Origin of the sequence: Peribacillus sp. NPDC101480 (assembly GCF_050277335.1) — a bacterium.
In the GTDB taxonomy this organism is placed as follows: domain Bacteria; phylum Bacillota; class Bacilli; order Bacillales; family DSM-1321; genus Peribacillus.
In genome coordinates this window covers 1501012-1525666 of the sequence record NZ_JBNNSB010000001.1, presented here as the reverse complement: position 1 = coordinate 1525666, position 24655 = coordinate 1501012, and the positions used below count along the sequence as shown (strand labels likewise).

Here is a 24655-nt window from a genome sequence, read left to right as displayed (position 1 = left end):
TCATCTTGATTCAAACCATCAAAAATCTCTGTCAGCTGTTCTCTGCCGAGCATACTGATATAATTCATTTTCTCTGGACGATCAAACACGATTGTTGCCGTTTGTTTTTCTGCATTTTTCTCTACCCGAATATGGTCATACGTTTGTTCTGTTATAGTCATTTGTTATTTCCCCTTTTCTATTTTTAAATTTTTATTGGCTGATAGCTTCACTTTCATTGTGAGGTGCCTCAATATCACCCTCGCGCAATTTACGGCGAAGAATTTTCCCTACAGGACTTTTTGGAATCTCTTTTACAAACGTATACTTACGAGGCCTTTTGAAATTTGATAAACTGGGTATATTCTTGCAAAATTCATCCAGTTCCTGCTCTGTAACAGATTCGTCTTTAGCAACAATATAAGCGGTAACAATCTGCCCCCATCGCTCATCAAGCTCCCCAATTACGGTAGCTTCCCTAACTTTTGGATGTTGAGTCAGACAATCCTCGACTTCTAATGGATGAATGTTTTCTCCCCCAGAGATAATCATATCGTCAACCCGGCCAACAACGAATAAGTCACCGTCTTTATCAATAAAGCCAATATCTCCTGTAAAATACCAGCCATCTCGAATAGTTTTATCCGTCGCCTCCGGTCGATTCCAATACCCTTTAAAGGCTTCAACGGACTTCAGATTCGCAATAATTTCGCCGACTTCTCCTCTCCCAACAATATCATCAGGAGTAGAATGACCGTCTGGATCTGCTTTTACCAGGCGAATATTTTGATGAATCCCCGGTTTACCTGCACTGCCTGGCTTTTTATGTACTTCAGGGCAGATGGTAAACGTATATACCTCCGTACTGCCGTAATGATTTACAAACAGTTTTGGTTTAAGTAACTCCACACATTGATTTACTAATGTAGTGGTCATTGCGGCACCAGCATAACCGATTTTTTCAAGCTTGGTAAGGTTATACCTGCCAAAATCCGGGTATGATAACATATCATGAAAAAGCGTCGGAACTAAATAAAGGGATGAAATTTTTTCTCTTTCTACAATTTCAAGCGCCTCACCTGCATCAAAGTCTAAGTTTGATAAAAGAGCAAACTTTCCATTTAAAAAAGTCATAGAGAGCAACGAACGAACACCCATTGTATGATAAAGTGGCATTACTCCTAATGTACTTTCCCACAACTGGTACTGGTTTTGGACGATATGTGCCATAGCCGAAGCATATTCATTCCTATGCGTTCGTGGTACTCCCTTTGGACGTCCTGTTGTACCGGATGTGTATAGCATTATCGATATATCATTCTCATCTAGAATTGGCCTTTGATAGCTTCCTGGGCTTCTGTTTACTAGTTCCGGATAAGAAATATCCACACCATTATCATTATCAACACCAATCAAGATTGGTCTTTCGAGAAAGTTCGCACCTGACACAGCACTTTGACTGGTTGATTCAAAGATGATAGCCTTCGCTTCAGAATCGTTTACACAATACTCGACCTCTTTGGCGGATAAGCGGTGGTTTATTGGAGTATAGATTGCACCAATCTGTTGTATTGCCCAGTAAACCATAACATTTTCCTGTCTGTTCTTTAAGATGACAACAACACGGTCCTGTTTTTGAATGCCTAAACGCTGCAGAGAGGCAGCAACTTTTTCTACTTCCTTTTGTAATTGGGCATAAGTATAAGATTTCAGGCCTTGAACGAGAGCGATTTGATTTGGATAGCGTTCCACCGCAAAATCCAATAATGTACCTAAATTCATAAAAAATCTCTCCTTTCTCCCCTTGATGGTTCATTACTTATTTAATTGGTAACTTCAGCGTTTTTTAATTCTTTCCCAAATTTTTTGAAGAAGTCTTTAATAACCAGTTTAGATACGCCTCCTAGCATTCGTTGACCGACCATCGCAACTTTTCCTCCCACTTCTGCTTCAAAGCTGTAAGAGAGAACAGTGTTGTTTTCATCTACTGATTCAAGAGTAATATCTGCGACGGCTTCAATGCTTCCAGGCCCCCCCTCACCTTTAACGATCATTTGATAAGATATCGGTTTATTAATATTCGCTAATTCAATTGTTGTAGAGTAATCACCTTTCACTGATGCAACACCCATTGATATATCAGCTTCATATTTATTTTCTTCAACTAACTCCAATTTTTTGCACCCCATGATGCATCTCTTAAGCACCTCTGAATCTAGTAACACATCCCAAGACTTTTCAATTCCTGCTGGCAAATTCAAACTCCCTTTACCTTCCATCATAAACTCCTCCTATCCTATCTTTAACAACATTTTCAAGAAAACGGTTTCAAATAATGATAAATAATAAATGAAAAAAAAGTATTGCATTAATAATATGGATTGTTTTAATTGTGATTTCACCTTCCATTACTAGCATAATAATCTATAAACTTACTTTCCATTTTCAAAATCTTGTTTAAATCACTTAAAATATTTCCTATTATTTTGAATATTCAATATTCACTTTCTGAAATTCTGCACAGGCTTTTAACTTTTTTTAGCTTAATATAACCTTGGAGAATACAATTTACGCCAAAGTTACTTACTATGCCAATATGTTCCCATACCTTCAAATATGTTGACTGATAAATTAATATGGTCATCTATTAGGTAATTCCATTTTTTTACTCACTGTTTAAATGGAAAGATGCTTAGTATAACAATTTCACCCTAATATCATTTTCTATTTCTCCATTGGCTTCCATTACATCCTCCTCTTTTAAAAAACTAAAGGTAACATAATCAATGTCTCAAAAAAGAATATTAGGATAATTCAACTAGTAATTATTTTGTCATCTTAAAGAGATCATAAGTCACGTGAAAAGTTAATGAAATACATCAAAGGCAGACAATTTAAATACGATTATTATTTGAGAGAAACCAATGGTAATTAAAGAAAGACTCCAGTTCAATTATTCTGATAGAGTACCCCTTTTTAATTTGCCCCATATAAGGGATATAGTCCAAAGGGGAGTTTCATAAATCCCAAACCCTTTATATTACTATGCAATCTTTGCTCCATCTTTTTTTGAATCCATTTTACTTTTTGCTTTGCTGTAGTCCTCTCGATCAAGTAATAATGAAACGACAAATCCTACCAATAGAGCCCAGAAAGCGGAACCAACAGTAAATACTGTTACATTAGAAATGGCTATAAGAAATGCTACCATGGCTCCATTTTTAAATTTCCCGTTGAAAGCCCCGGCAAATGTACTTATAAACACGTTAAAAATAGCAAGACCACCGAGCACAGAAAGCAATTGACCAGGAACCACCGTCGAAACTGCAATAACCATCCCCGCTACTAAACCAAAACATATCCAAAGTAATCCATCAAAAGTTGCCGCTACATATCTCAAATTTTTATCCTCACCTGCTGCATCGCTAGAAACCATTGCAGTACTTGGTCCAGCTATAACAGTTGGGTGTCCTCCAAAAAGAGAGTTAACGATTGTACCAATACCTGGAATAGTAAACATAGCATTGATAGGAGGTTTATATCCTGTAGCAAATAGCACCCCGACAGCCTGCATATTCTGAACACCAATTATCAATATAATTAAGGGCAACGTTAGTTCTAATGTAGCTTGAATACTAAAATGAGGTACTACAAATATAGGATGAGCAAATGAAGGTTGTATCGACCCCCAGTTCGTTTGCCCAAGGGCTGTTGCAATTATCCCTCCTATTATTATTGCTCCTAGAATAGGCGGGAATTTTCTTGAGAATTTTTTCATCGCCATTAAGAGGAAGAAGACTGCAAAAGAACTCCCTGCAACTGCTGGTGCCTCTACCACAGCCTGTATTGCTTTGATACCAAAAGATAGAAGGACACCAGCAATCATTCCTAGCATAACCGGAAGAGGAATTAATTCTATTACCTTCTTGATTACCCCTGACAATCCAAGAATTGTAACTACTATTCCAGCAACAATAGATGCACCAATTGCCTCATTAAAGGGTATATGCTTTAACGCATTGCCTATTAATATTGCACCAGGTATGCTATAGGCCACCACAATGGGTATACGATAGCGGAGTGACAAGAAAATCGTAAATATACCTCCCGCCGTATAAATAATAAACAACCAAGAAACTGCCTGCTCAACAGAAAGATTACCTTCTTTAGCTGAATTCATTACAATTAAACCTGGCCCCATAATGCTAAACAATGCAGCAACCAAACCAGTTCCAAGAGCAGCGGGAGTTAAATTACCAAAAAAATCCATAATGTTTTTCCTAACGTCTGTACCTCTTTCGATACTCATTTTGGAAACCTCCTTTTTTATCATCTCATTGGATAGAAAAAGATTCTGTCTCTGGCCAACTCCTAGGACGGAATCTAAAACGGAATACTATTACTTTTGGTATTAGCTAACGAAATAGTGGCCAGAGATTTACGTTTTCCTTTTATCGTCCACGTTGTCATCCCTCCTATTTTATGAATCAAATCCCCCTAAAAAAAGAAAGCGTTTACAAATAAAGGTAAGGAGAATCTTATAAAGATTTGAAGTAGAGTTAACCTTCCCTAATAACAGAATAATCAATTAATATATATCAGTCTTTTAAAATCTTACTTTTCTTATTTCAAAATAAATCTGTCAAACAAAACTTTCCTCTTCTTTAGTACGCTATTACTGACAGTACGTGAAAAACATACTTCTCGCTTTGATCAGAGCAAACTCTAGTAATAAAGGTTTTTCCTATTACAAAGCTTCTTATCATAGTATTAATAGACAACTTCTTTAATTATTGAGTTATAAATTATTATGTAAATATCAGTTACATGTATATCTAAAGGCATTCTAAAATGGTACTCAGCCGATGTAATTACATATTAGCTTTTTTTCTTCGTCTACAATTTTGATATCCCATACCATTGTAGTACGACCCTTTTGCAACGAATCAAGGTAAAATTAAAAGGCATGAGCCCGGTAGATTACCGGGTTCATGCCCTCAAGGTTGCTTAAGTAAATAAAGTGTCTAACTTTTTGGGTTCACATCATTTTTACTGGTCGACCTTATAATACGAACGCACCCGTTAGTTTAAGTAGATTTCTTCTCAATCTTTTTAGTATTTCAGTTAATACAGGAATGCTGCCCCGATAGTTCAATAAAGAAAAAGCTGCCTTAAAGACAGCTCTGATCTTCAGCTAACGCCCGTTAGTTTAAGTGAAAATCTTAACAAGATTAATTAACATAAATACATCCATTTTCCCTTTAAAGTAGAAGCTTATAGTGTAAACGGGTTTAGTAATTATAATTACAGGGTAATTAAAGTTTTGGTATATAAAAAATAGGGGGATTATATTATGAAGGAGTCACTAGATACATATAAATTACTGGAATTCATCCAAGAAAATAAAACGGATTTTGAAAATTCATTATTAAACGAAGCATCTAATGTAAAAGAAAAAATTGAAGAAATTTTAACGGTCGGTAATATTGACCTGGTAAATAATGCCCATAGGCTGATTCAATACATTATTGAGGCTAAAGAACAGGAGCTTCAATCATTTGCTACACAAGAAGGTATAGCTTGGGCGACACACGCAATTCCATTAACTTTCAAATTAGAGTGGGTGCAAGCAATTCGAAGGACCTTGTGGAGGTTCCTACAAGAATATAACAAGGTAATTAATAAGGTTATTACTGAAGAATTTTTTTCGGTAGAAAAACAAGTTAATAATCAGGTAGACAGATTTTTAAATGTTTTTTTTATCACATATTCTCAGTACAAAGATTCGTTGATAATGGCTCAAAAAGAATTGGTTGAAAATCTTTCGGTGCCCATAATCCCAATAACACCTACTATATGTATTTTGCCTCTTATTGGTGCGGTTGATCTTTACCGAACGAATATCCTCGAGGAAAAAGTTTTAATGGAGATTGGAAAATTGCGTATTCAAACATTGATTATGGACTTATCTGGAATTATGGAAATCGAGGCCGAAGTAATTGATCATTTAATGAAGATTATAGACGGCACTTCATTAATGGGATGTACCACTGTGATTACCGGGTTAAGAGCTGAAGTGGTTAGAAGTATGATAAACTTAGGAATAAGATTAAATGAAAAAGCACAAACATTAGGAACTTTACAACAAGCATTGAATAAATTCTTATTAAGTTAAACACGGAGAATTTTAGAGGAGAGTCGCTTTGCCGACTCTTTTTTCTTATTCAATATATTCTGACCAACTGTCTAATTATTTGTTCCTGCCCGGCAGTTACGCCTTGGTATAAGCAATAATTAGGGTATTTAGTATTTAATTCAACACTAATTAATTCATTTTTTTCTTCAACCAAAATGCCCGGTATACAAAGAATGTGCTGCCTTAAAAACAGCTCCTGTTTTCAGCTAACGCACCCGTTACCATCTATGAAGCGCAAAAATCAGCGTTTCACCACAGAGAATGAAAATTGGTCTCTGTGTCGATAATGTTTTAATGGCTGGCGAAGAACGTCGTTGAACTATGGTGCCTTTGAGCCCATCCGTTAGTCTGACTCCGACGACTACGGTGTACTATCGACTGTCGCGCCCTTTATGGGTAGCACTCATGGGGAGATTAATCCTTTTTTGATCGTCGCGCTAGCCTTTACTTAATTTGCAATGATTGGAGGTTTTTATTTAACGGTTTACCAAACTCAATTAGATCACTCATATGGCTCAGCCTATTTTTAAAAAGCATTTTTACTGTGTCTATTTTGCTGTGGTTTTTTCTGGATTTTGAGCTTTTTTAATTTTTATGGGAGCTCAATTAGAAAATACGATACCTCTTATTGAAGTATCGCACTCTTAGTTTAAGAAGTACACATCATTAATCAATCAAATTATTCTCTTCAATTTTCTTTTCTAATTTAAATCTGTAATTAATATTAAAACTAAGATTCTTCGGCTTATTCCAAATATAATTGCACCTACCCTACTTATTCCCATTCCTACAAACCCCCTAATTAACTTCAACCACCAAAATGCGTTATGATACCTAAATTTACAAAAACCAATGGAGAATTATATAATGGTAAGCTTGATTTGTGTTAGAACATCAGTGTGACAAAATCCCCGACGCAATAAGGCGAACTAAAACCTCACTTAGTTTACGATTATCCATTTTAAAATCTGTGATTTGGAATGGTTCACCTTCTCAAATGTAACTACAGACCTTTTCTGTTGAATCCTTACAAAACGATCTGCCCAGTTTGTATTATAAGTTTCTAGAAGCTTTCTATCCTACTTAGTTATTTTATGCTTAATATGAATGTACAAAAAGAGAAAAGGGATATATAGATACACAAAGTAAAAAGCAATGTTTGAATACATTTCATTTAATCGCTCTATTTGACTCCTCTCTTTGAGCACATTAGCTATAATAAAGAATAGGATCAGTACAATGAACAGACTTATACGTTGTTTCACATTTATTACTTTCTTAATAGCACGACAACCTGCCCATATTTTCACACTGATATTGGGTAATATGAGAAGTAACCAAATCGAAACAACGATAAATTCGACTCTTTCTATTAGAGGGAATTTCGCAATTTTCATTTGAGCTAATGTTGGCCATATTGTATGGTTTAATTGTCCTTCACTAAAGAAGACAAATGTGATGAGTGCTATTATTAGATAAAGTAAGCTTGAGAACAAAAGTCCAAAATGGGCCCATTTTTGTGATTTGTCTGGATTTTTAATTAATGGGTAGAACATGAATAAGGTCTCAAAGCCAACATACTGAAACAACATAGCTTTAGAGGATGATACGATTTCCTTCACAGAGTGGTTAAAGACGGGTAATAAATTGTGAAAATTGGCAAATTCCAATGAAAAAAAATTAAGGGGAAACAGGATAATAAAGGGTATGATAGTTCCCCAGAAACACATTCCAGTAATAACGCGGAATCCACCGGATACAACGTAATAAATGAGGACTAGAAGAATGAGGCTTATTTGCCAGGTCTTCATTAAGGGAAACAGCCAAACTTGAACAACTTCAATATAAACACGGAAAACAATTAACGCTAATATAAGAAAGTAGAAAATCATAAAAATGTTGAACAGTCCGCCAATCCATTTTCCAAAGCAAAATTTGTGAACATGTATGACATCATTATTAGCAATTCCAAGAATACGATAGACCATCCAAACTAGTATATGAATGCTTATACTTGATAAAATGATGGAAATCCATGCATCATAACCTGCGTCCTTCGTTATACCTCGTTGAAAACTCATGATTCCTATGCCAATAATATTCGTGTAGATCAGAAAGAAAACGTAAAAAGAAGATACTAAATGTCGTTCGTCTAGTAATGATTTCACGTGGTTCCTCCTCTTATCATGCAGACTTAATCTTCAGTACCTGTATTTAGGATGTCAATATTTGTGTGTACAGTGGTTTTTACTTCTGGGTATATCTCCATAAACCGTTGATAGTCCCAATTTCTTGAGGTGGCTCTAACCTTTTCTCCCAACCCAATGGGATCTACATTGTATCCTTGTACCAGTGAAATTAAACGTTGGACCTCTTCCTTAAAGTGTTCATTTAAAATTCGTTCCAATTTTACAATATCTTTATCTTTTTTCAAATCAAACCAGGATGATGCTTTTTCAATCTCTGCATGGATGGTTATATCGATGAATATACTGGGAATGCTTTCGCTTTTCTCAACCGTATATGTAGTTTTTGCATCCAGGTTTTTCAAGAGTATAAAACCTTCCTTTTTATTTTGCGTGATTTTGGTTTTATATTGTCCATTTTGAGACCCGTCAATTAATGTTTTTAGAATTAAGGACTGTCTTAAATTAATATGATTTATGTACTTCCCGTTTTTTAATAAAGCTAACCCGTCAATTTTAATTTGATTTTCCTCTAGGATAAAGTAAGGTAAAATTTGATCCCTCCCTTCTTGATGAAAATTTTTCAAAAACATGTGCAGATTCATTTTTGGCAAATTACCACTTTCAATGTTTTGATTGATTTTTTCACTTAAATGGAATGAAAGATTCACATGTTTACTGGATTGAAGTATATCTTCGGCTTTGTTTTCAGCAATGCCCAACTGCATTCGACTCGCCGTTCTTGGATTTCGGGCAAAATTAGTGATAACATCTTCGATCCCTTGTCTGGCATATTCCTTGCCGAACAATATAAAATCTAATTTTCCTGTCTCAATAGGATAGGCTGATTTTGCATTCATTCTCGGGAGTATGTCTTCATTTGAATCAGACACCGTTTTATAAATCTTCAATTTGATATTATCCTTTTCTGCGAAAGTAGGATAAAGAGCAATTCCTTTAACTTTGCCTTCTTCCCGATCATATCCTAGAGCTTCAATTATCTGAACTTCATCAATGATCCTCTCATGTATACCACACCCTGATAAAAAGAAAGTTAAGCTAAAAGTTATCAGAAAACATAATTTCATTTACTTCACCTTTATGATCCTTTCCTGATTATTCATCAAAATCACTTTTCTTTTTTTTGTGATTATGTGGGTGGTATCTCAAAATTGATTTAGGACGTAAATAATTTGGCCTTTTGGATGTTTTACTATAAGAGGAACGGATCAGGCTGTCCGTTAAATCCTCTGGCCTAAAAGGATAAAATGGAACGGTATAGGGTGTTCCTAAAGATTCTAACCGTGTAAGGTGAATGAGTAAAAAGGCAATCCCGATAACGATACCTAATCCCCCCCAAATAGATGCGAAGAGAATTAAAGGAAAACGCAAAAAACGTATAGTGTTCGACATTTTATAAATTGGGGTAGTAAAGGAAGCTAAGGCAGATAAGGCGACTATAATGAGTAAGACATTACTTGTAAGGGACGCCTCAACTGACGCTTGGCCGATAACAATACCGCCCACTATTCCTAATGTTTGTCCTACCTTTGTAGGTAACCGGACTCCCGCTTCACGTAATAGTTCAATCGTGAATTCCAGAAAAATCACCTCTAATACCGGCGGAAACGGGACATTATAACGAGAAATACTAAGTGAACCGAATAAATCGTTTGGAATCATCTCGTAATGGTAAGTGATAACGGCTATATAAATAGATGTTCCAAAAATGGAGAAAAGGACACTGCATACCCGTATTAAACGAAAAAAAGATCCAAGAATCCATGGGAGAAAGTAATCTTCAGGTGAAATAAAATAATCAATGATCGTAGAAGGACCTGTAATGACATATGGCGACCCACTACTTAAAACAGCTACTTGTCCGTTAATAAGAGCTTGAACCGTCCTATCCACACGTTCAGTTGGAAGAAGCAAAGGAAACGGTGTAAGGGAATTATCTTCTATAAATTGATGCAGCTGAGAAGTATCAAAAATGACATCAAAATCAATATCTTGAAGCCGTTGGGTCATGGTATTAACATGCTGCTCACTCGTAATCCCATCAATATGAGCAATAATAACTCGAGTATTTGAAGTTGAACCAATGTTTACTTCCTTCGTAATTAGATCAGTTGTATTTATTTGTTGTCTTAATAAATGTATATTTACATCAATATTCTCAAGAAACCCAATTTGTGGCCCCACCACACTAAACTCATTTTCAACGTTATTTTGTTCACGCAATCCAGCTTTATCATTAGATAAGAGAATTAAAGCAACCCTTTGATCATTTTCCTTCATTTGAAGTATCGCATACCCTTTAAGTAACTTTGATTCAGCTTCGTTCCGATTATCCGTTATTACAATATCTTCTATTGCGATGATTTTTTTTATGTCATCAATTTTCTCTAGCCTGTCTAGTTCAAAAGGGGTCTCTCGGAAAATCATTAAAATTTTCTGTTGGAGTTGTTGTTGATCGACCAGTGTATTGTAGTAAGAAATGATTAAATGTCCCGATTCATCTGTAAGTGGAAATTGTTTAAAATCACTGGATTTTTTAACCTTAGCAAACAGCTGGCCAATATCTTGTGAATTCTCAGTGACGGCCTGTTTGTCTTTATTATTTCTAATCTTTCGTTTTTTGAAGAACATCTAATCACCTCCCTATTACAATGGAATTCATATCCTTCTATATTATGTAAAGTCATCCCCAAATTTATGTAAATTCGTTTTATAATAATTGAAAACTTTATCCTCTCCAGTTTACATAATATAAATATAGCTTAGAGTAAGCAAAGGACCATGATCCTAATAGAAATAATTCCTGTAGGGATAGGGTAGGACAGCAAACACAAATTTACAAAGTTAAAACTTTTTCAAAATAAAAAGAGCCAAAAGGCTCTCTTAAATCATCGAATGGAGTTTAAACTCTAATGCTCCCCTCAATTTTATATTTAATTCAGGATACTCATTTAAACCGGTCCATACATTAACCCAACTCTCCTTTTGTTAAACAGTTTGCTTATTAGTGTATCATCATTTTCTGTCAAACCTTTTTTAAACTTCATTGATTTATGCAATATCTAGCAACTAAAAGATTACTCGTTTGTTCTACTTCTAATTTTTCTATAGTACTACTAAACTTAGATTTTATGGTATTGGAGTTGGATAAGCATGTATGTTTTATTACATATTTCATATAGGATTTTCACTAGACTTAGAGCTTAGAAATAGTGAAAAATTAAGCACGAGGCGCTGGCCGATAAAAAGAAGAGAGCATCTGTAAACTACACAGCTACCCTCCTGATTTTCGCCAAGATCCATTATTAATCTCGTAATTCTGTACAATGAAGTATTTAATCTACCGGACGGTCATCAAAATCATAGTCTACCGTGCCAGGAGCTACACGTGCATTTGTTAATGCCGGAGTTTCCGGACGGGCAATTTGATACACACTGGCACCGACAATTTCAGCTGCTTGCTGCAATTTTTCTTTCGATATCTTATCCAGTGTATCTGTAGGCTGGTGATACCAAGGCTCTACAGGGGAATGGATAAACAAGGCGGATGGAATGCCAAGCTCATGGAATGGTTGGTGGTCACTCCTGCCCAGCTGTCCATAAGGAATCGCAACATCCATCGTTCTGGCCCCTGCCGAGGAACCAAGGTCCGTCACAAGGTTTTTCATTCCATCAATGGTATACATAATCAAACCACCTGCAGGATTATCCTCGCCAGCATCACGTCCGCCTATCATATCCATTTGGAAGTGAGCCACCATGCGGTCTACATCCTCTTTGGGAAGGGAATCTGCATAGAAGGATGATCCAACGAGCCCTCTTTCCTCAGATCCGAACGTGAGGAAGCGAATTTCAGTGTCAATTGGCGTTTTGGCCAGGATCCTTGCCAGTTCCAGCACAGCTGATACACCCGAAGCATCATCGTTTGCACCAGGGCCGCCCGGGACAGAATCATGATGGGCTCCAACAGTCACGATTTGACCATTATCCTTATTGGCTTTTGGTTTTAGGGAAGCGATGACATTGTAGGATGTCTTTTCGATTCTTTCAGCTTTTCCCACTTCCAGAGTGGACGTGATTTGTTTAGTTTTAAGCTGTTCGACCAACTCTAACCCTAGGGCTTGGGTAATGGCTACAGCAGGTATATTTTGCCCCGCTGATACTTGTCCGAAATTATTTCCTGATGGTGAGTTGTTGTACATTAAAACGCCAACCGCTCCTTTATTTAGGACATTCTGAACCTTTTCAACAAAGGTAATGTCCCCACGTTCAACTAGTGCAATTTTCCCAGATACATTTTCTCCAACTTCCTCTGGTTTTGCTTTTCCAACATTAACAAGTTCGGCCGTTACCTTCCCGCTGATACTGCCGCTAAATGCACGCGGTGTTCCTCCTAAATCACTTTCACCAATTTTCACTTTTACATTTTGCACCGTATCATAGATGGGAAAAGGCTGAACCTTTGTTTCAAAACCAAGACTCTTAAACTGACTTTCTATGTATTTGACTGCACGGAGCTCCCCTTCTGTACCAGCAGCCCTCGGTTGCTCTGATAGATAGGCAATCGTATTATACATATTGTCCGCACTAATTTTTTTGATAACTTTGTTATCAAAAGCTGTGTCAGACTGGGCATTTGTTGCCCCGTTTGTTTGTGCATATACTGTACCAGTTGATAGAACCATACCAGCAGCTAATAGTACTGTTAGTGATTTTCTATACATATAATCCCTCCTTCTCCATAATATTCCTAATTATGCATTTAACTGAATAGTTTGTAAATGAGTCATTAGTCTTTAAATTCCAACTATCAATCGGGGTCTGACACCCGCACTCTTAGAAAGGAAGTCTTATTAGAATCCTCACAATTAATTATAGCAGTTAGCTCATGTCCCGTTGATTTGGTTACTAAGTGAAAAAATCGAGAAATTTATTCACTAAACAATAATTCTGAGTATAGTTAAATCAGTAATTAATGAATCCTAATCATAAATTACATCACCAATAGTTTTGACTATTGCGTGTCTTACGCTTGTTGCACGCGGACTTAATATTTCCATTTTCAGGAGCGTCTCTTTAGATCATTGTTAGCGGTTTTGAAACATAAACCTATTAAAAATATGCTCTTTTTTCTTTAATAGATTAGAGGTGTTGTATAAAGTGGAGATTAAAAATTTAGTTGTTAAACAAAATAAAAAAGGCCAATTTTATACGGTTAAATTTGAAGTAAACCGAGATAATAACATCACTAAGAATTGGGCTACAATAGCAAGGGAGGGTAATAAATATATTTTTAATAGTGTAATTTACAAGATTGATCCGGAGAAAGCTGTGTTTTCTAATAAAACGGTAAAATCACTTGACCCAGAGTTCTATTACAATGCGTCTTTGACAGAAGAGGTATTTAATTTAATATTAAAATCTCAAGATTTTACACAGTACCGAGAAATATACAATATAAAATTCGATTTAAAGATAAGAAACTTGCATTTCTTTATTAAACGATTTTAAAGCCAAATGATTGTAAATTTTATCTATGTCTCGTGTTTTTTTTAAATGATAACGACTTTGATTGCAACAAATAAGGTGACTAAGTAAAAAGCTTTTTTCTTTTAAAATTTATAACTCAATGCAATTAAGTTCAGATGTTCAAATAGATAAAGTTTTAAGTGCATCCAAATATAGGTTTCAAACATTTAGTAATAGCGAAACTAAAAACCAATTTAGGCTTTATTAAAAAGCAAAAAATAAACAACCAATCATCCTTGGTTGTTTATTCTCTATAAGTAAGTCCAATAACCTATCTGTATTTTTTAATACATCAGCTTTAATTTCATGTGTTGAACAGTATGATTTACCTGTTATTCTTCCTTGCCTGCTGCCATATTCATGTTCGCTTCGACATTCTCCTGGCTGATGGTGGTAAATGGTAAATTTCGTTTTCCTGAGAAATTCTCAAGCAAGTCTTTGACATCAATTCCCGAGGATGCCTTTAATGACTCCTGCAAGGATGCCATTAAATCCGTTGCATATCCAGTCACTTTATTAGCCCCGCCATTCGCACCGCTTCCACCTGTATCCACTACAGTGATCTTGTCGATATTACTAAGCGGGCTTGCCACTTGTTTTGCATACTCCGGCAGCATTTTCAAAATCATGTCCATTACGGCCGCTTGCCCGAACTGTTCAAAAGCTTCAGCGATTTTCTGCTTGGCTTCTGCCTCTGCTACCCCTTTTAACCTGATGATTTCCGCTTCAGACGTACCTTGTGCCCTTTGTGCGTCCGCTTTAGCCAGACCGTCCATACGAACACGTTCCGCTTCCGCTTTCGCCATGGCTTCAATTTTATACTTATCGGCATCCGCTTCTGTAATCTGTTTCATCTTGTTGGCTGAGGCTGCCTGCTCTACCGCATAACGGTCGGCATCGGCCTTTTTCTTCACTTCTGAATCATATTGCTTTTCACGGCGTAGGATTTCTTTTTCCTCCAGCTCAATTTGCTTCTGACGTTCAATGATCCTGATTTGCATTTCCTGTTCTGTTACATCCTGTTTAGATCTGGCCGTTTCAAGATCGTAAGCTTGGTCAGCCCGTGCTTTGGCAATATCCTGCTCACGCCGGAATTCCGCAACCTTTAGCTTGTTGATTTTTTCGGCTTCTGCTATTTCGGTTGCCCTTTCAAGCTCGGCACGCTGGGCTTCCTTCGAAGCTTCGGCTCGCTTGATTCGCGTTTCTTTCTCTGCCTCGGCGGTCGCTATATCGGCATCCCTTTTCACCTGGGCAATCCTTGGCTTTCCGAGCGATTCAAGATATCCATTTTTATCCCGAACATCTTTAATCGTGAACGATACGATGATCAGTCCCATTTTAGCTAGATCCTGAGAGGCTACCCTCTGTACTTCCTGGGAAAACTTTTCACGGTTTTTATAAATTTCCTCGACTGTCATCGAACCAAGGATGGAACGAAGATGTCCCTCCAAGACTTCCCGCGCTTCCTGTTCACGGTCATCTTTTGATTTACCAAGAAATTGCTCTGCCGCTGTGGCGATATCGGTGATTGAACTGCCAATCTTGATTATCGATACACCATCTGCCATGACAGGAACTCCCTGTTCCGTATATACTTCAGGCGTTGAAACCTCAAGCTTGCTTGATAACAAGCTTAGTGGTTCCGCTTGCTGGAACACCGGGAGAACGAATGCACCACCGCCGCGGACGATTTTAATTTTATTTCCTGATTCGTCGATGTGAACATTTTTGCTTCCTAAATAGCTTCCGGTCACGATCAATGCTTCATCAGGACCAGCAGTACGGTATTTCGTAATAAAGACAGCAATAAGTGCGATAAGTAAAAATGCAACAATGGCGACAACAATCCAAATCAAATCAAACATAACTTACCTCCTACCCTTTTTTTAATCCTGGTGGGGCATAACATAGACAACCCCATTTTTAACTTCGATGATCAAGACCTTTGAATCCGAAACAATACCTTCATTCTTATAACTTGCCGCAGTTTTCGCGATGCTTCCGCTGATGCTTTCAATCAGGACTTCCCCAAACCCGTCAACCGGGATTGATGTCAGAACCCTGCCGACCCTCCCTCTCAGGTCATTATCATGAAATGTCAAACTTTCTTCCGCTGATGAGATGGGAATCAAAACAAATACATTCAGTAAAGTGACGATAATTAATGAAATGATCAGGGAAATGCCGGCACTCAATCCAGCATTAAGTCCTGAAAGCGATTCAAACAAAAACCCACTCGCAAAAAACACGGTGAAAAAGCTAAAAATGAGAGTTGGATTAAATATATCCGGTAATTCAAGGCCGGAAAATATATCATTAAACAAAATAAATAAGAATGTTAGCCCCCCGAATATAATTAATCCATATAAATAGACTGTTTCTAACGGAACCCCAAATAACTCCATCTTTTTCATCCTTTAGTTTCGATTTTTCCAAGCCGCTTACTACTTTAAGGACCTGGGATAAGCGTTTTACCAACAATGATAATATCTGGTTATAATACCCTCCAATTACTTTGCTTACCATTCATACGAATGACGCATTCAAAAAGTTTCATTTATTTTAAAAGACCATTATTGAAATAAAATTCATAATACCATTGACAGTGTTTACTTAACATATTAAAATTCTTTATATGTTAACTCGTTACATAACTAGGTTTACATTAGGGGGAAGCACGATGAAGGAACGTCATGAGAAGTTAAGAATGATGATGGTTACAGCTTTATTTGCAGCACTTATAGGAATACTTGCCCAAATTACAATTCCACTGCCCATAGTACCGATTACAGGACAGACTCTAGCTGTTGGATTGGCAGCTACGATACTCGGTTCACGTTATGGAACCTCTTCCGTTTTATTATATTTGTTCATTGGAGCAGCGGGTGTTCCAGTATTCGCTGAAATGTCAGGAGGGCTAGCTAAAATATTCGGTCCGACTGGCGGTTATTTATTATCCTATATCCCGACAGTATATATAACGGGTTTGATATTGGAAAAAACGCGTTTCTCAGTTGCAATGGCTTTCCTTGCAAATACAATCGGGATGATAGTTACTTTGGTCATCGGTACAGTTTGGTTAAAATATATGAGTTCATTATCTTGGCCAGTGGCATTTGCCAGCGGTTTTGCTCCATTTATAATCGTAGGCGTTTTAAAGGCATTCCTTGCATCTTGGCTTGGCATTACAATCCGTTCAAGGTTAGCGTCGGCTAATATGCTGCCAAAAAAAAATGCACCACTTTCCCAATGATGGGTAAATGAAAGAGAGGGTACCGCTAGTGGTACCCTCTCTTTCATCTATATTCAAAATTCCGGAACTCTGCATAAAAAAAAGACTCTTAAAAAGAATCTTTTTTACAAGTATTTATTGCGGTCCTATCCCCATAAGTCCGAATATGAATAGCAAATGTATATTATCCCCTTTGCTAACCGTAATCATTTTACTATAGTAACAGTAATTTGACAACTATTGAGGACACAATGAACATGCTACCATTTTATTACACAAGGAAGAATATAGTAACGGATTTGGTTACTTATTATTCACTTTATATTCTTTTTTCGTACCATCTTCGAAAACGACCTCTAGATCGAATTCTTGATAGTCATCTTTCAAATTAAAAGCTTTTGTCACTTCTTGAATGACTTCCTCATCTGATGAATCTTTGGTGAATGTCAATTTTTCTAAAATCGGTGTCAATTCTTTCATTGCTTCATCACCGTGAACTTCATGTTTGTTAAGTTTGTCCTCGATCGAAGCTTCTGTTTGGGCTCCCATGGTATCATATTCAGCTTCGTATTCGTTATCATTGCCTGTATAATCCACTTCTAATTGAAAATCCTTATAAGTGAAAGGCAGTTTTTCATTATTATCCGTTCCTGTTTCAGGGTTATTTTCCGCTTGATTTTCATTTTCCTGAACTGGCGGGTTTTTCACTTCATCGTTTTCTTCGCCGCATCCAGCCAAAACAAGCATAGCCGCAAACGGGACCGATAATATTTTGATAGATCTTCTCATTAGTTTTTTCCTCCTTTAGTTTGTATACGTTATTAATTTCCTAATAGGGGGCATTTAAAACCTCAAGAATCTCTCAAATACATCATATCAACGAAGTTATCATAGTGGAAGGATATAAAACAATACCGCAAAAAAGTGTGTGACAGACCCCCCAAGCACGAATACATGCCAAACCGCATGATGAAACGGAAAACCGCGCCAAACATAAAAGATGGCTCCAAACGTATAAAGCAATCCCCCTGCAATCAATAACTGGATACCAGCTGAAGGCATCGTTGCTGTAAGTGGTCCCCAAACGATAACGATCATCCACCCCATCGCAATATAGAGAATCGTCGAAAGGAAGAGGAATCTTTTCACATAGAAAGCTTTGAAGACGACGCCTATGATTGCAACTCCCCAAATTATACCTAGCAGTGTCCAGCCGAGTGACCCTTGGATCACAAGAAGCATGATGGGCGTGTATGTCCCGGCAATGAATATATATATGGCTGAATGATCAAAGATTTCAAATATATCCTTCGTTTTGCCCTCTGGAAAACTATGCACTAAAGTGGAAGAAACATATAAAAGAAGCATGGAAACACCATAAATGACTGAAATGACTACATGCCAAGGCGATCCTGTTTGGGCTGAGAATATGATTAAAAACACAAGGGCGGCAATACTTAACAAAACGCCGATACCGTGGGTTATCGCATTGACCACTTCTTCTTTTTTTGTATAAACATGTGTATTAGCCATGTTACAGCTCCTTAATTCCGGCTTAATTTTTTTGTATTCACCTAAAGTATACACCAGTTCTTCCAAGCAATATAGAAAAGTGAATATTAACTTGATTAATACCACTAATTAGATTATCATCTAATTAGATGATAACCTAATTAGAAAAGGGGGATAAAAGTGCAATTAGAAAAATTGGTCGCTTTCCACAAAACGATTGGTGATGTAACCAGGATCAGGATTATATCCATCCTTGCAAATGGCCCGAAACACGGACAGGCACTTGCGGGAATATTGAAATTGACGGCCCCGACCATATCACACCATTTAACGAAATTGAAGGACATTAATTTAGTGAAGGATCGCAGGGAAAAAAATACGGTATATTATTTTTTGAATGAAGATGTACTGAAGCATTATTCGTCAGCATTACCTAAAATGGTTTCAAATAAGGGGGACTCCAATAATATGGATAATCAAAAGCTGAATTTAGAACACAAAAAGATCCTTGAAAACTTCTATACGCCAGATGGCCGACTAAAAACAATACCAGCACAAAGGAAAAAGAAAATGATCATCCTTCATCATATTGGCAGCCTTCTGGAAAAGGGACGTAAGTATCCAGAAAAAGAACTGAATGAATTCATACAGGCATTCCATGATGATTATGCAACGATAAGGCGTGAACTCATTATCGGAAGCATCATGTACCGTGAAAACAGCATTTATGAGCTGAATCCCCGCGAGATGTGGGAGGACATCGTTTAACGGAAGGATTCTAAATTAAAAACCGGCCTCCCATTTGGAAAGCCGGTTCTTGAGATGCAGTTTATATGGCAAAATGGTGACCGCCAATTATTTTGATTACATCTAATTGTTTCATCCATTCGCTGTCCGAAATGCTAGGATTCCAAAAATACAATGCATCATTTGTATAGCCATGAATCGCCAATGCTTCATTGACAGCTTTCTTGGCGTCATCTCCTGCTGGTTTATTTATACTGCCATCACCAACAGGCGAGAATTGGTTTTTTTGATATATGACTTCCCGTACCGTATCAGGAAATTCATCGCTATCAAGGCGATTCAAAACAACTCCTGCCACCTCGACCTTACCTCTGTATGGCTCCCCTTTAGCTTCTGCATGCACAAGCCTTGCTAATAATTCTTTATCTTTTTCATTCATTACATGTGGAATAATCAATGTTTTACCGGGCTCGACAACATTATTTACATTATTATTGACTTCTTTCAACTTACCGATTGGAACACCGTGCTGCTTCGCAATATCCCATATCGATTCACCTTGTTTAATGACATGTTTGGTTGCTCCATCCGAAGCTTTACTGGTCGTTCCCTTAGGAAAAGCTATCCCAAGTATGATGACACTTAGAGTCATTATCACAGTTATTATAACTGATAATTTCATCCTGTAACCTCCTCGTTAAGCATCTTCCTAGGATAACAGACCATATGGGAGAAAACAGTGCTAAATTTTTTCCAAGGAAATGAAGGAAAAATTTTCACGGGTCTATTAACTTCGAAATTTTAATGATTTCCATTCTTCCCGTAGCATTCCCATTCTGATTGAATCGTAATAATAACCATCATGATAACGGCATTTTCTCATCCTTCCCTCTACTTGCATGCCCACCTTTTCTCCAACTGCGATCATACGTTCATTACCTGACCACGTCGTCAGACCAACCCGCTCAATCTCCATTTTTTCGAATAAATAGCCTATGTATAACATTAACGCTTCTGTTCCGTAACCGCCGTTCCAATACTCGGGCTCAAAAATCGTAATTCCGATTTCAAGCCAGCGTGAAGGTTCATGTTCCCAGTAATATACAACAGAGCCTATTATTTGATCGTTTTTTTCCATTAATAACTCGGAGTAAGCCCCCATTTTCTCATCATAGGTTTTATGCTTCAGTTCTTTATCGATATACGTTTGGAAATCAATGAGTTCTAGAGGATAATAAGGTGCATCCCACTTTTTCCATACTGGATCGGCTTCTCCATATTTCAGGCTCCATAAACGTTTTAAATCGGCTTGTTTAACATTCCTCAATATTACTTTGCTTCCTTCAATCCAAACATCATCCAATCCGCTTCCTCCCACTTCATCCTTGCCATACCTTCCATTTTACCGGTCGACACATAATTTTATAAAATATTGCCTTTCTCTGGGACCATCGAATTCACAAAAATATACACCCTGCCATGTACCAAGGATTAAACTCCCTTTATGGATAATCACCTGCTGTGAAGAACCAACCGTACTTGATTTCAGATGGGCAGCCGTGTTTCCTTCCATATGTAAATCCAATGTATGGTTCCATGGGTATTGCTCATCCAGTCTTCTTAGCATATCCTTTTTGACATCGGGATCAGCATTTTCATTAATCGTGATTCCTGCTGTCGTATGTGGACAATATATAAGAGCTATCCCCTCTTGAACCCCATTTTCATTAATGAAGGCCTGTACTTCTGTCGTTACATCAATCATATCATCCCTTTTCGTCGTTTTTAAGGTATTTTTCTTCAGCATGTACGTTCACTCCCTTTTGTCAATTTAATACTCCTTTACCCATAAACATAACATTCATGCTTTAAAAAACCAGTCGATATTAAGATTAGCAAACCTTATTATAATTATTTTGTTTTAATATTGGATCTATAAGGAATGAGGGAGGTGAGAATGGTTTGAATCCGGATCGATCAATTGAGGACTGCGCGAAAAATCCCATCCAGCTCTTGTAGTTGAGAATAAGATAAGCTATAGGCTTCTAGCCACATTTAATAATTAATCATATATCTTTTAAAGTGACGCAAGGTTTCCTGAAGCGAACCGCATTTTTGTATCACCCTTTCGGCAACCGGATTGAAGTTTTGGATTGGATATAAGAAAAGCGGACCCGGTGTAAATGGGTGCGCTTTCAGACTGAAGACAAACTCGACGAAAATCAAGTTTGTCTTCAGTTTTTTTGTTTTAGGCTATGTTAATTTTCATTGTTAATTTACAATTGAAATAACAGCTAATCGAATAAAATGAATTTATCCTCTTGTGTAAGTTGCCTTATAGCATTAGTTCTCACCCAATTCTATCTCCTTTATGCTCATGCCTTCCGTGGTTAATCGGAATAGACCGAACATTACTGGATTAGCTTGCACCCACCCTTCTCGGACTAACTCTTTAAGAGTCTGTTTTATACATGATAGGGTTCCCCATTCTTTCGGAAGACGGCCAGAAATTTGAATCGGTGTCTGCCAATCAGTGGTTAATGATAGCAACAAGATTCGTTGTTTTGGGGTCAAGTCCATACATACTACCTCCCAGTTTTTAGGTCACCATTATTAATGGTACGTTCTTAATGACTGAAAAGTTTCGTTAATCGGTAATAAACAGCTATCTACAATGATTTTTCTTATAGATAAATTATCACTTCAATATTGTGAAACCCCAATTAGCCAAAGCTCGATCGGCACTAAATTGACATCGGACAATACGCTTGCTAGATGCTTGAATGGCTTTTTCTTCGTATGTAAAAAGCAAAGGATTGGATCCTTGCCGTTTTAAATCAGATGGAACAGAACGTGTTAAAGGACTCTACCACATCCAGAATCCGAAAAATTATCACAGGCATATAAAAGGTTGTGATAATTTTTCAATGGTGTAGCAACAAAATTCATCGATAATTATTAGAGTTGGTTTTATTTTTTAGGTATAGTGAAACATCTATCCTAAGGAAGCACGTGCCATCAAGGACACATTCAAGAAGAAATAAATCAAGATCGTAAAAACAGTGTAAAGAAGTCCTTTCCACCAGATAAGTTTATCAAGAAAGAAGACAGGGAGATTAAAGAAAGTTCAACTGATCCTGAGAGTAGCTACTATGTGCAAGAGAACAAAAAAGTTTGCCTATTCGTTTCATGCGGCAGTAGAAAATACGCATGATAGTCATCTTAGATCCTCTATTAATAACTGCTTCCATCCAATAAAATTAAAAAAGGTTCCGGAATGATGCCATTCCGAAACCTTTTTGTCTACAAACTGAATGCGGATCCACTGTACTTGGACCCGCTTTCTTTCAGTTTTTTTATATCCGTTTCTTTTTCCAGAATCCCAATATTAAAGCGGTAATAAGGGCTCCTATTAAAATCGCCAGCAAATAGCGGAAAGGATGGTTGACTAGAGGGATGACAAATATTCCCCCATGTGGCGCTGGCAAAGTTACACCAAAAGCCATTGACAGGGCTCCTGCCGTCGCTGCCCCAATAACACTGCTGACGATAACGCGCAATGGATCCGCCGCCGCAAAAGGAATGGCACCCTCTGTGATGAATGAAGCACCCATGAAGTAATTAGTGAATCCGGACTTCCTTTCCATTTCACTGAATTTACTTTTAAAGAATGTTGTTGCAAATGCGATTCCCAGGGGAGGAACCATTCCGCCAGCCATTACTGCAGCATGCGGTCCAAAACTTGATGCCTCAATGGCTGCAATCCCAAAGGTGAATGCTGCTTTATTTAAAGGTCCGCCCATATCCACAGCCATCATACCCCCAAGAATCAGGCCCAGGAATATTGCGTTCGTTCCGGATAAGCCCTGAAGCCAATTGGTCAGGCCCGTGTTAATTGCTGTTACTGGTTCATTTATAAGAAATATCATGATAAACCCTGTAATTAACATTCCGAAAACAGGATAGAGTAAAACCGGTTTAATGCCATCGAGTGTTTGCGGTAACTTGGAAAACAATTTTCTTAAAAGTAATACGACATAACCTGCAAGGAAACCGGCGATCAGTCCGCCAAGAAAACCGGCATTGGCCTGTGCTGCCAATAATCCCCCTACCATACCAGGAGCAAAACCTGGACGGTCGGCAATACTTGAAGCAATGAATCCAGCCAGGACAGGGATAAGCAAGAAGAAAGCACCATTTCCACCGCCAATATCACTTAATGCTTTGGCAATCGGATTATACTCCGGATTTGCCGGATCGGCTGCCTCTATCCCGAAAAAGAAAGAAAGCGCAATCAGGATTCCGCCCCCGACGACAAATGGAAGCATATTACTTACGCCATTCATTAAGTGCTTGTAGATCCCCAATCCTCCTTTAGCTGAATCACCTTCATCAGTTTTATCATTTCCAGTTCCTTTGTAAACAGGTGCATCCTGATTCACGGCTCTGGTTAACAGCTCCTCGGTCTTCCGGATTCCATGGGCAACAGGCACAATAATGACATGTTTTCCATTAAAACGATCCATTTCCACCTGCTTATCCGCTGCGACGATAATTGCATCCGCCTCATCAATCTCGGCGGCGGTTAAACCATTTTTGATTCCTGTGGAACCATTTGTTTCCACTTTGAAATCGATTCCCATTTCCTTCGCTTTGGCCTTTAACGCATCGGCAGCCATATAAGTATGGGCAATTCCTGTTGGACATGCTGTAACGGCAAGGATTTTACCTCCTTTATCGTTACCACTGGCATCATTACTTGATTGCTCCTCTTCCCTTTCTTCTTCATAAGCCTCCATTTCTTTTTGATTGATTATCTCCAACACTTCCTCACCGGAAGAAGCAGAAATCAAGCGGGCTCTGAATTTATCATCCATCAGTAACGAAGAAAGCCGGGAAAGGGTTTCCAAGTGATCTGCATTCGCTCCTTCACTTGCTGCAATCATAAAGAACAAATGAGCTGGCTGCCCATCAAGCGATTCATAATCCACACCACTGACCGATTTGCCGAAACAGATGGCTGGTACCCTTACAGCATTTGTTTTTGCGTGCGGTATGGCTATCCCCTCACCAATCCCTGTTGTGCTTTGCTCTTCACGTTTTAAGATGGCAGCTTTGAAACCCTCCACATCGTTTAACCTGTTTGCCTCGGCCAACTTTCCTGATAGTTCATCAATGACTGCTTGCTTTGTAACACTTTGCAAATCTATTATGATTGTATCCAATTTTAACAAGTCTGTAATTTTCATAGAG

Annotated in this window: 21 protein-coding genes and 2 pseudogenes; 7 read left to right on the top strand and 16 right to left on the bottom strand. The window is 37.7% G+C overall.

Features of this window, described 5'->3' with window-relative positions:
• Positions 1 to 192: 192 nt before the first annotated feature.
• The 3 genes from ACQKMF_RS07570 to ACQKMF_RS07560 all read right to left on the bottom strand — a co-directional run bounded on the left by ACQKMF_RS07570 (position 193) and on the right by ACQKMF_RS07560 (position 4288).
• Positions 193 to 1761 (bottom strand): class I adenylate-forming enzyme family protein, encoded by a 1569-nt coding sequence (locus ACQKMF_RS07570; protein WP_427572373.1) that lies wholly within the window; start codon positions 1759 to 1761, stop codon positions 193 to 195.
• A 41-nt stretch (positions 1762 to 1802) separates the two neighbouring features.
• Positions 1803 to 2261, bottom strand: a complete 459-nt coding sequence (locus ACQKMF_RS07565) for an SRPBCC family protein (protein WP_222619864.1) — start codon at positions 2259 to 2261, stop codon at positions 1803 to 1805.
• A 761-nt stretch (positions 2262 to 3022) separates the two neighbouring features.
• Positions 3023 to 4288 carry a benzoate/H(+) symporter BenE family transporter gene (locus ACQKMF_RS07560; protein ID WP_427572371.1) on the bottom strand — a complete coding sequence of 422 codons (1266 nt, stop codon included), beginning with the start codon at positions 4286 to 4288 and terminating at the stop codon, positions 3023 to 3025.
• Positions 4289 to 4945: 657 nt separating this feature from the next.
• On the opposite strand from ACQKMF_RS07560, the gene ACQKMF_RS07555 reads away from it, so the two are divergent.
• Together ACQKMF_RS07555 and ACQKMF_RS07550 are read left to right on the top strand one after the other, a co-directional pair.
• The gene (locus tag ACQKMF_RS07555) at positions 4946 to 4990 is read left to right on the top strand and encodes a hypothetical protein (protein WP_427572437.1); all 45 of its coding nucleotides are present in this window, start codon (positions 4946 to 4948) and stop codon (positions 4988 to 4990) included.
• Between the two features lie 342 nt (positions 4991 to 5332).
• The gene (locus ACQKMF_RS07550; RefSeq protein ID WP_402937508.1) at positions 5333 to 6154 is read left to right on the top strand and encodes an STAS domain-containing protein; all 822 of its coding nucleotides are present in this window, start codon (positions 5333 to 5335) and stop codon (positions 6152 to 6154) included.
• Positions 6155 to 7254: 1100 nt separating this feature from the next.
• On the opposite strand, the gene ACQKMF_RS07545 is transcribed toward ACQKMF_RS07550, so the two are convergent.
• The 4 genes from ACQKMF_RS07545 to ACQKMF_RS07530 form a co-directional block, all read right to left on the bottom strand.
• The gene (locus ACQKMF_RS07545) at positions 7255 to 8343 is read right to left on the bottom strand and encodes a GerAB/ArcD/ProY family transporter (protein ID WP_402937511.1); all 1089 of its coding nucleotides are present in this window, start codon (positions 8341 to 8343) and stop codon (positions 7255 to 7257) included.
• A 26-nt stretch (positions 8344 to 8369) separates the two neighbouring features.
• Positions 8370 to 9449: a Ger(x)C family spore germination protein gene (locus tag ACQKMF_RS07540; RefSeq protein ID WP_427572369.1), complete on the bottom strand. Its 1080-nt coding sequence runs from the start codon at positions 9447 to 9449 to the stop codon at positions 8370 to 8372.
• A gap of 28 nt (positions 9450 to 9477) precedes the next feature.
• Positions 9478 to 11013, bottom strand: a complete 1536-nt coding sequence (locus ACQKMF_RS07535; protein WP_402937517.1) for a spore germination protein — start codon at positions 11011 to 11013, stop codon at positions 9478 to 9480.
• A 704-nt stretch (positions 11014 to 11717) separates the two neighbouring features.
• Positions 11718 to 13106, bottom strand: coding sequence for a M28 family peptidase (locus tag ACQKMF_RS07530; protein ID WP_427572366.1), 1389 nt, complete (start codon positions 13104 to 13106; stop codon positions 11718 to 11720).
• A gap of 436 nt (positions 13107 to 13542) precedes the next feature.
• On the opposite strand from ACQKMF_RS07530, the gene ACQKMF_RS07525 reads away from it, so the two are divergent.
• Entirely contained in the window at positions 13543 to 13893 is a 351-nt protein-coding gene (locus tag ACQKMF_RS07525; protein ID WP_427572364.1) for a hypothetical protein, read from the top strand.
• Positions 13894 to 14243: 350 nt separating this feature from the next.
• Here ACQKMF_RS07525 and ACQKMF_RS07520 read toward each other — a convergent pair whose 3' ends face one another.
• Both ACQKMF_RS07520 and ACQKMF_RS07515 read right to left on the bottom strand, forming a co-directional pair.
• Entirely contained in the window at positions 14244 to 15776 is a 1533-nt protein-coding gene (locus ACQKMF_RS07520) for a flotillin family protein (protein ID WP_230175714.1), read from the bottom strand.
• Between the two features lie 21 nt (positions 15777 to 15797).
• Positions 15798 to 16316: a hypothetical protein gene (locus tag ACQKMF_RS07515; RefSeq protein ID WP_101225196.1), complete on the bottom strand. Its 519-nt coding sequence runs from the start codon at positions 16314 to 16316 to the stop codon at positions 15798 to 15800.
• A gap of 275 nt (positions 16317 to 16591) precedes the next feature.
• Between ACQKMF_RS07515 and ACQKMF_RS07510 the strand changes: the two genes are divergently transcribed.
• A complete protein-coding gene (locus ACQKMF_RS07510; protein ID WP_230175713.1) occupies positions 16592 to 17164 on the top strand; it encodes a biotin transporter BioY in 573 nt (190 codons plus the stop codon).
• A 282-nt stretch (positions 17165 to 17446) separates the two neighbouring features.
• Here the strand turns inward: ACQKMF_RS07510 and ACQKMF_RS07505 are convergent, their stop codons facing one another.
• Together ACQKMF_RS07505 and trhA are read right to left on the bottom strand one after the other, a co-directional pair.
• Positions 17447 to 17932: a YusW family protein gene (locus ACQKMF_RS07505; protein WP_101225197.1), complete on the bottom strand. Its 486-nt coding sequence runs from the start codon at positions 17930 to 17932 to the stop codon at positions 17447 to 17449.
• A 99-nt stretch (positions 17933 to 18031) separates the two neighbouring features.
• Entirely contained in the window at positions 18032 to 18676 is a 645-nt protein-coding gene (gene trhA, locus ACQKMF_RS07500; RefSeq protein WP_101225198.1) for a PAQR family membrane homeostasis protein TrhA, read from the bottom strand.
• 159 nt (positions 18677 to 18835) lie between these two features.
• On the opposite strand from trhA, the gene ACQKMF_RS07495 reads away from it, so the two are divergent.
• Positions 18836 to 19423 carry a metalloregulator ArsR/SmtB family transcription factor gene (locus ACQKMF_RS07495; RefSeq protein WP_427572361.1) on the top strand — a complete coding sequence of 196 codons (588 nt, stop codon included), beginning with the start codon at positions 18836 to 18838 and terminating at the stop codon, positions 19421 to 19423.
• Positions 19424 to 19484: 61 nt separating this feature from the next.
• Here the strand turns inward: ACQKMF_RS07495 and ACQKMF_RS07490 are convergent, their stop codons facing one another.
• The 4 genes from ACQKMF_RS07490 to ACQKMF_RS07475 form a co-directional block, all read right to left on the bottom strand.
• Positions 19485 to 20084 carry a cell wall hydrolase gene (locus tag ACQKMF_RS07490; RefSeq protein WP_427572359.1) on the bottom strand — a complete coding sequence of 200 codons (600 nt, stop codon included), beginning with the start codon at positions 20082 to 20084 and terminating at the stop codon, positions 19485 to 19487.
• Between the two features lie 105 nt (positions 20085 to 20189).
• The gene (locus ACQKMF_RS07485; protein WP_402937589.1) at positions 20190 to 20765 is read right to left on the bottom strand and encodes a GNAT family N-acetyltransferase; all 576 of its coding nucleotides are present in this window, start codon (positions 20763 to 20765) and stop codon (positions 20190 to 20192) included.
• Positions 20766 to 20804: 39 nt separating this feature from the next.
• The gene (locus ACQKMF_RS07480; RefSeq protein ID WP_402937592.1) at positions 20805 to 21209 is read right to left on the bottom strand and encodes a secondary thiamine-phosphate synthase enzyme YjbQ; all 405 of its coding nucleotides are present in this window, start codon (positions 21207 to 21209) and stop codon (positions 20805 to 20807) included.
• A 536-nt stretch (positions 21210 to 21745) separates the two neighbouring features.
• A complete protein-coding gene (locus ACQKMF_RS07475; RefSeq protein WP_427572356.1) occupies positions 21746 to 21982 on the bottom strand; it encodes a hypothetical protein in 237 nt (78 codons plus the stop codon).
• Between the two features lie 128 nt (positions 21983 to 22110).
• Between ACQKMF_RS07475 and ACQKMF_RS07470 the strand changes: the two are divergent.
• Together ACQKMF_RS07470 and ACQKMF_RS07465 are read left to right on the top strand one after the other, a co-directional pair.
• Positions 22111 to 22361: pseudogene (locus tag ACQKMF_RS07470) on the top strand (IS1595 family transposase); the annotation flags it as partial.
• A 57-nt stretch (positions 22362 to 22418) separates the two neighbouring features.
• Positions 22419 to 22626: pseudogene (locus ACQKMF_RS07465) on the top strand (IS5/IS1182 family transposase); the annotation flags it as partial.
• 132 nt (positions 22627 to 22758) lie between these two features.
• Here ACQKMF_RS07465 and ACQKMF_RS07460 read toward each other — a convergent pair.
• Positions 22759 to 24651: a PTS fructose transporter subunit IIABC gene (locus ACQKMF_RS07460; RefSeq protein ID WP_402937598.1), complete on the bottom strand. Its 1893-nt coding sequence runs from the start codon at positions 24649 to 24651 to the stop codon at positions 22759 to 22761.
• Positions 24652 to 24655 lie beyond the last annotated feature (4 nt).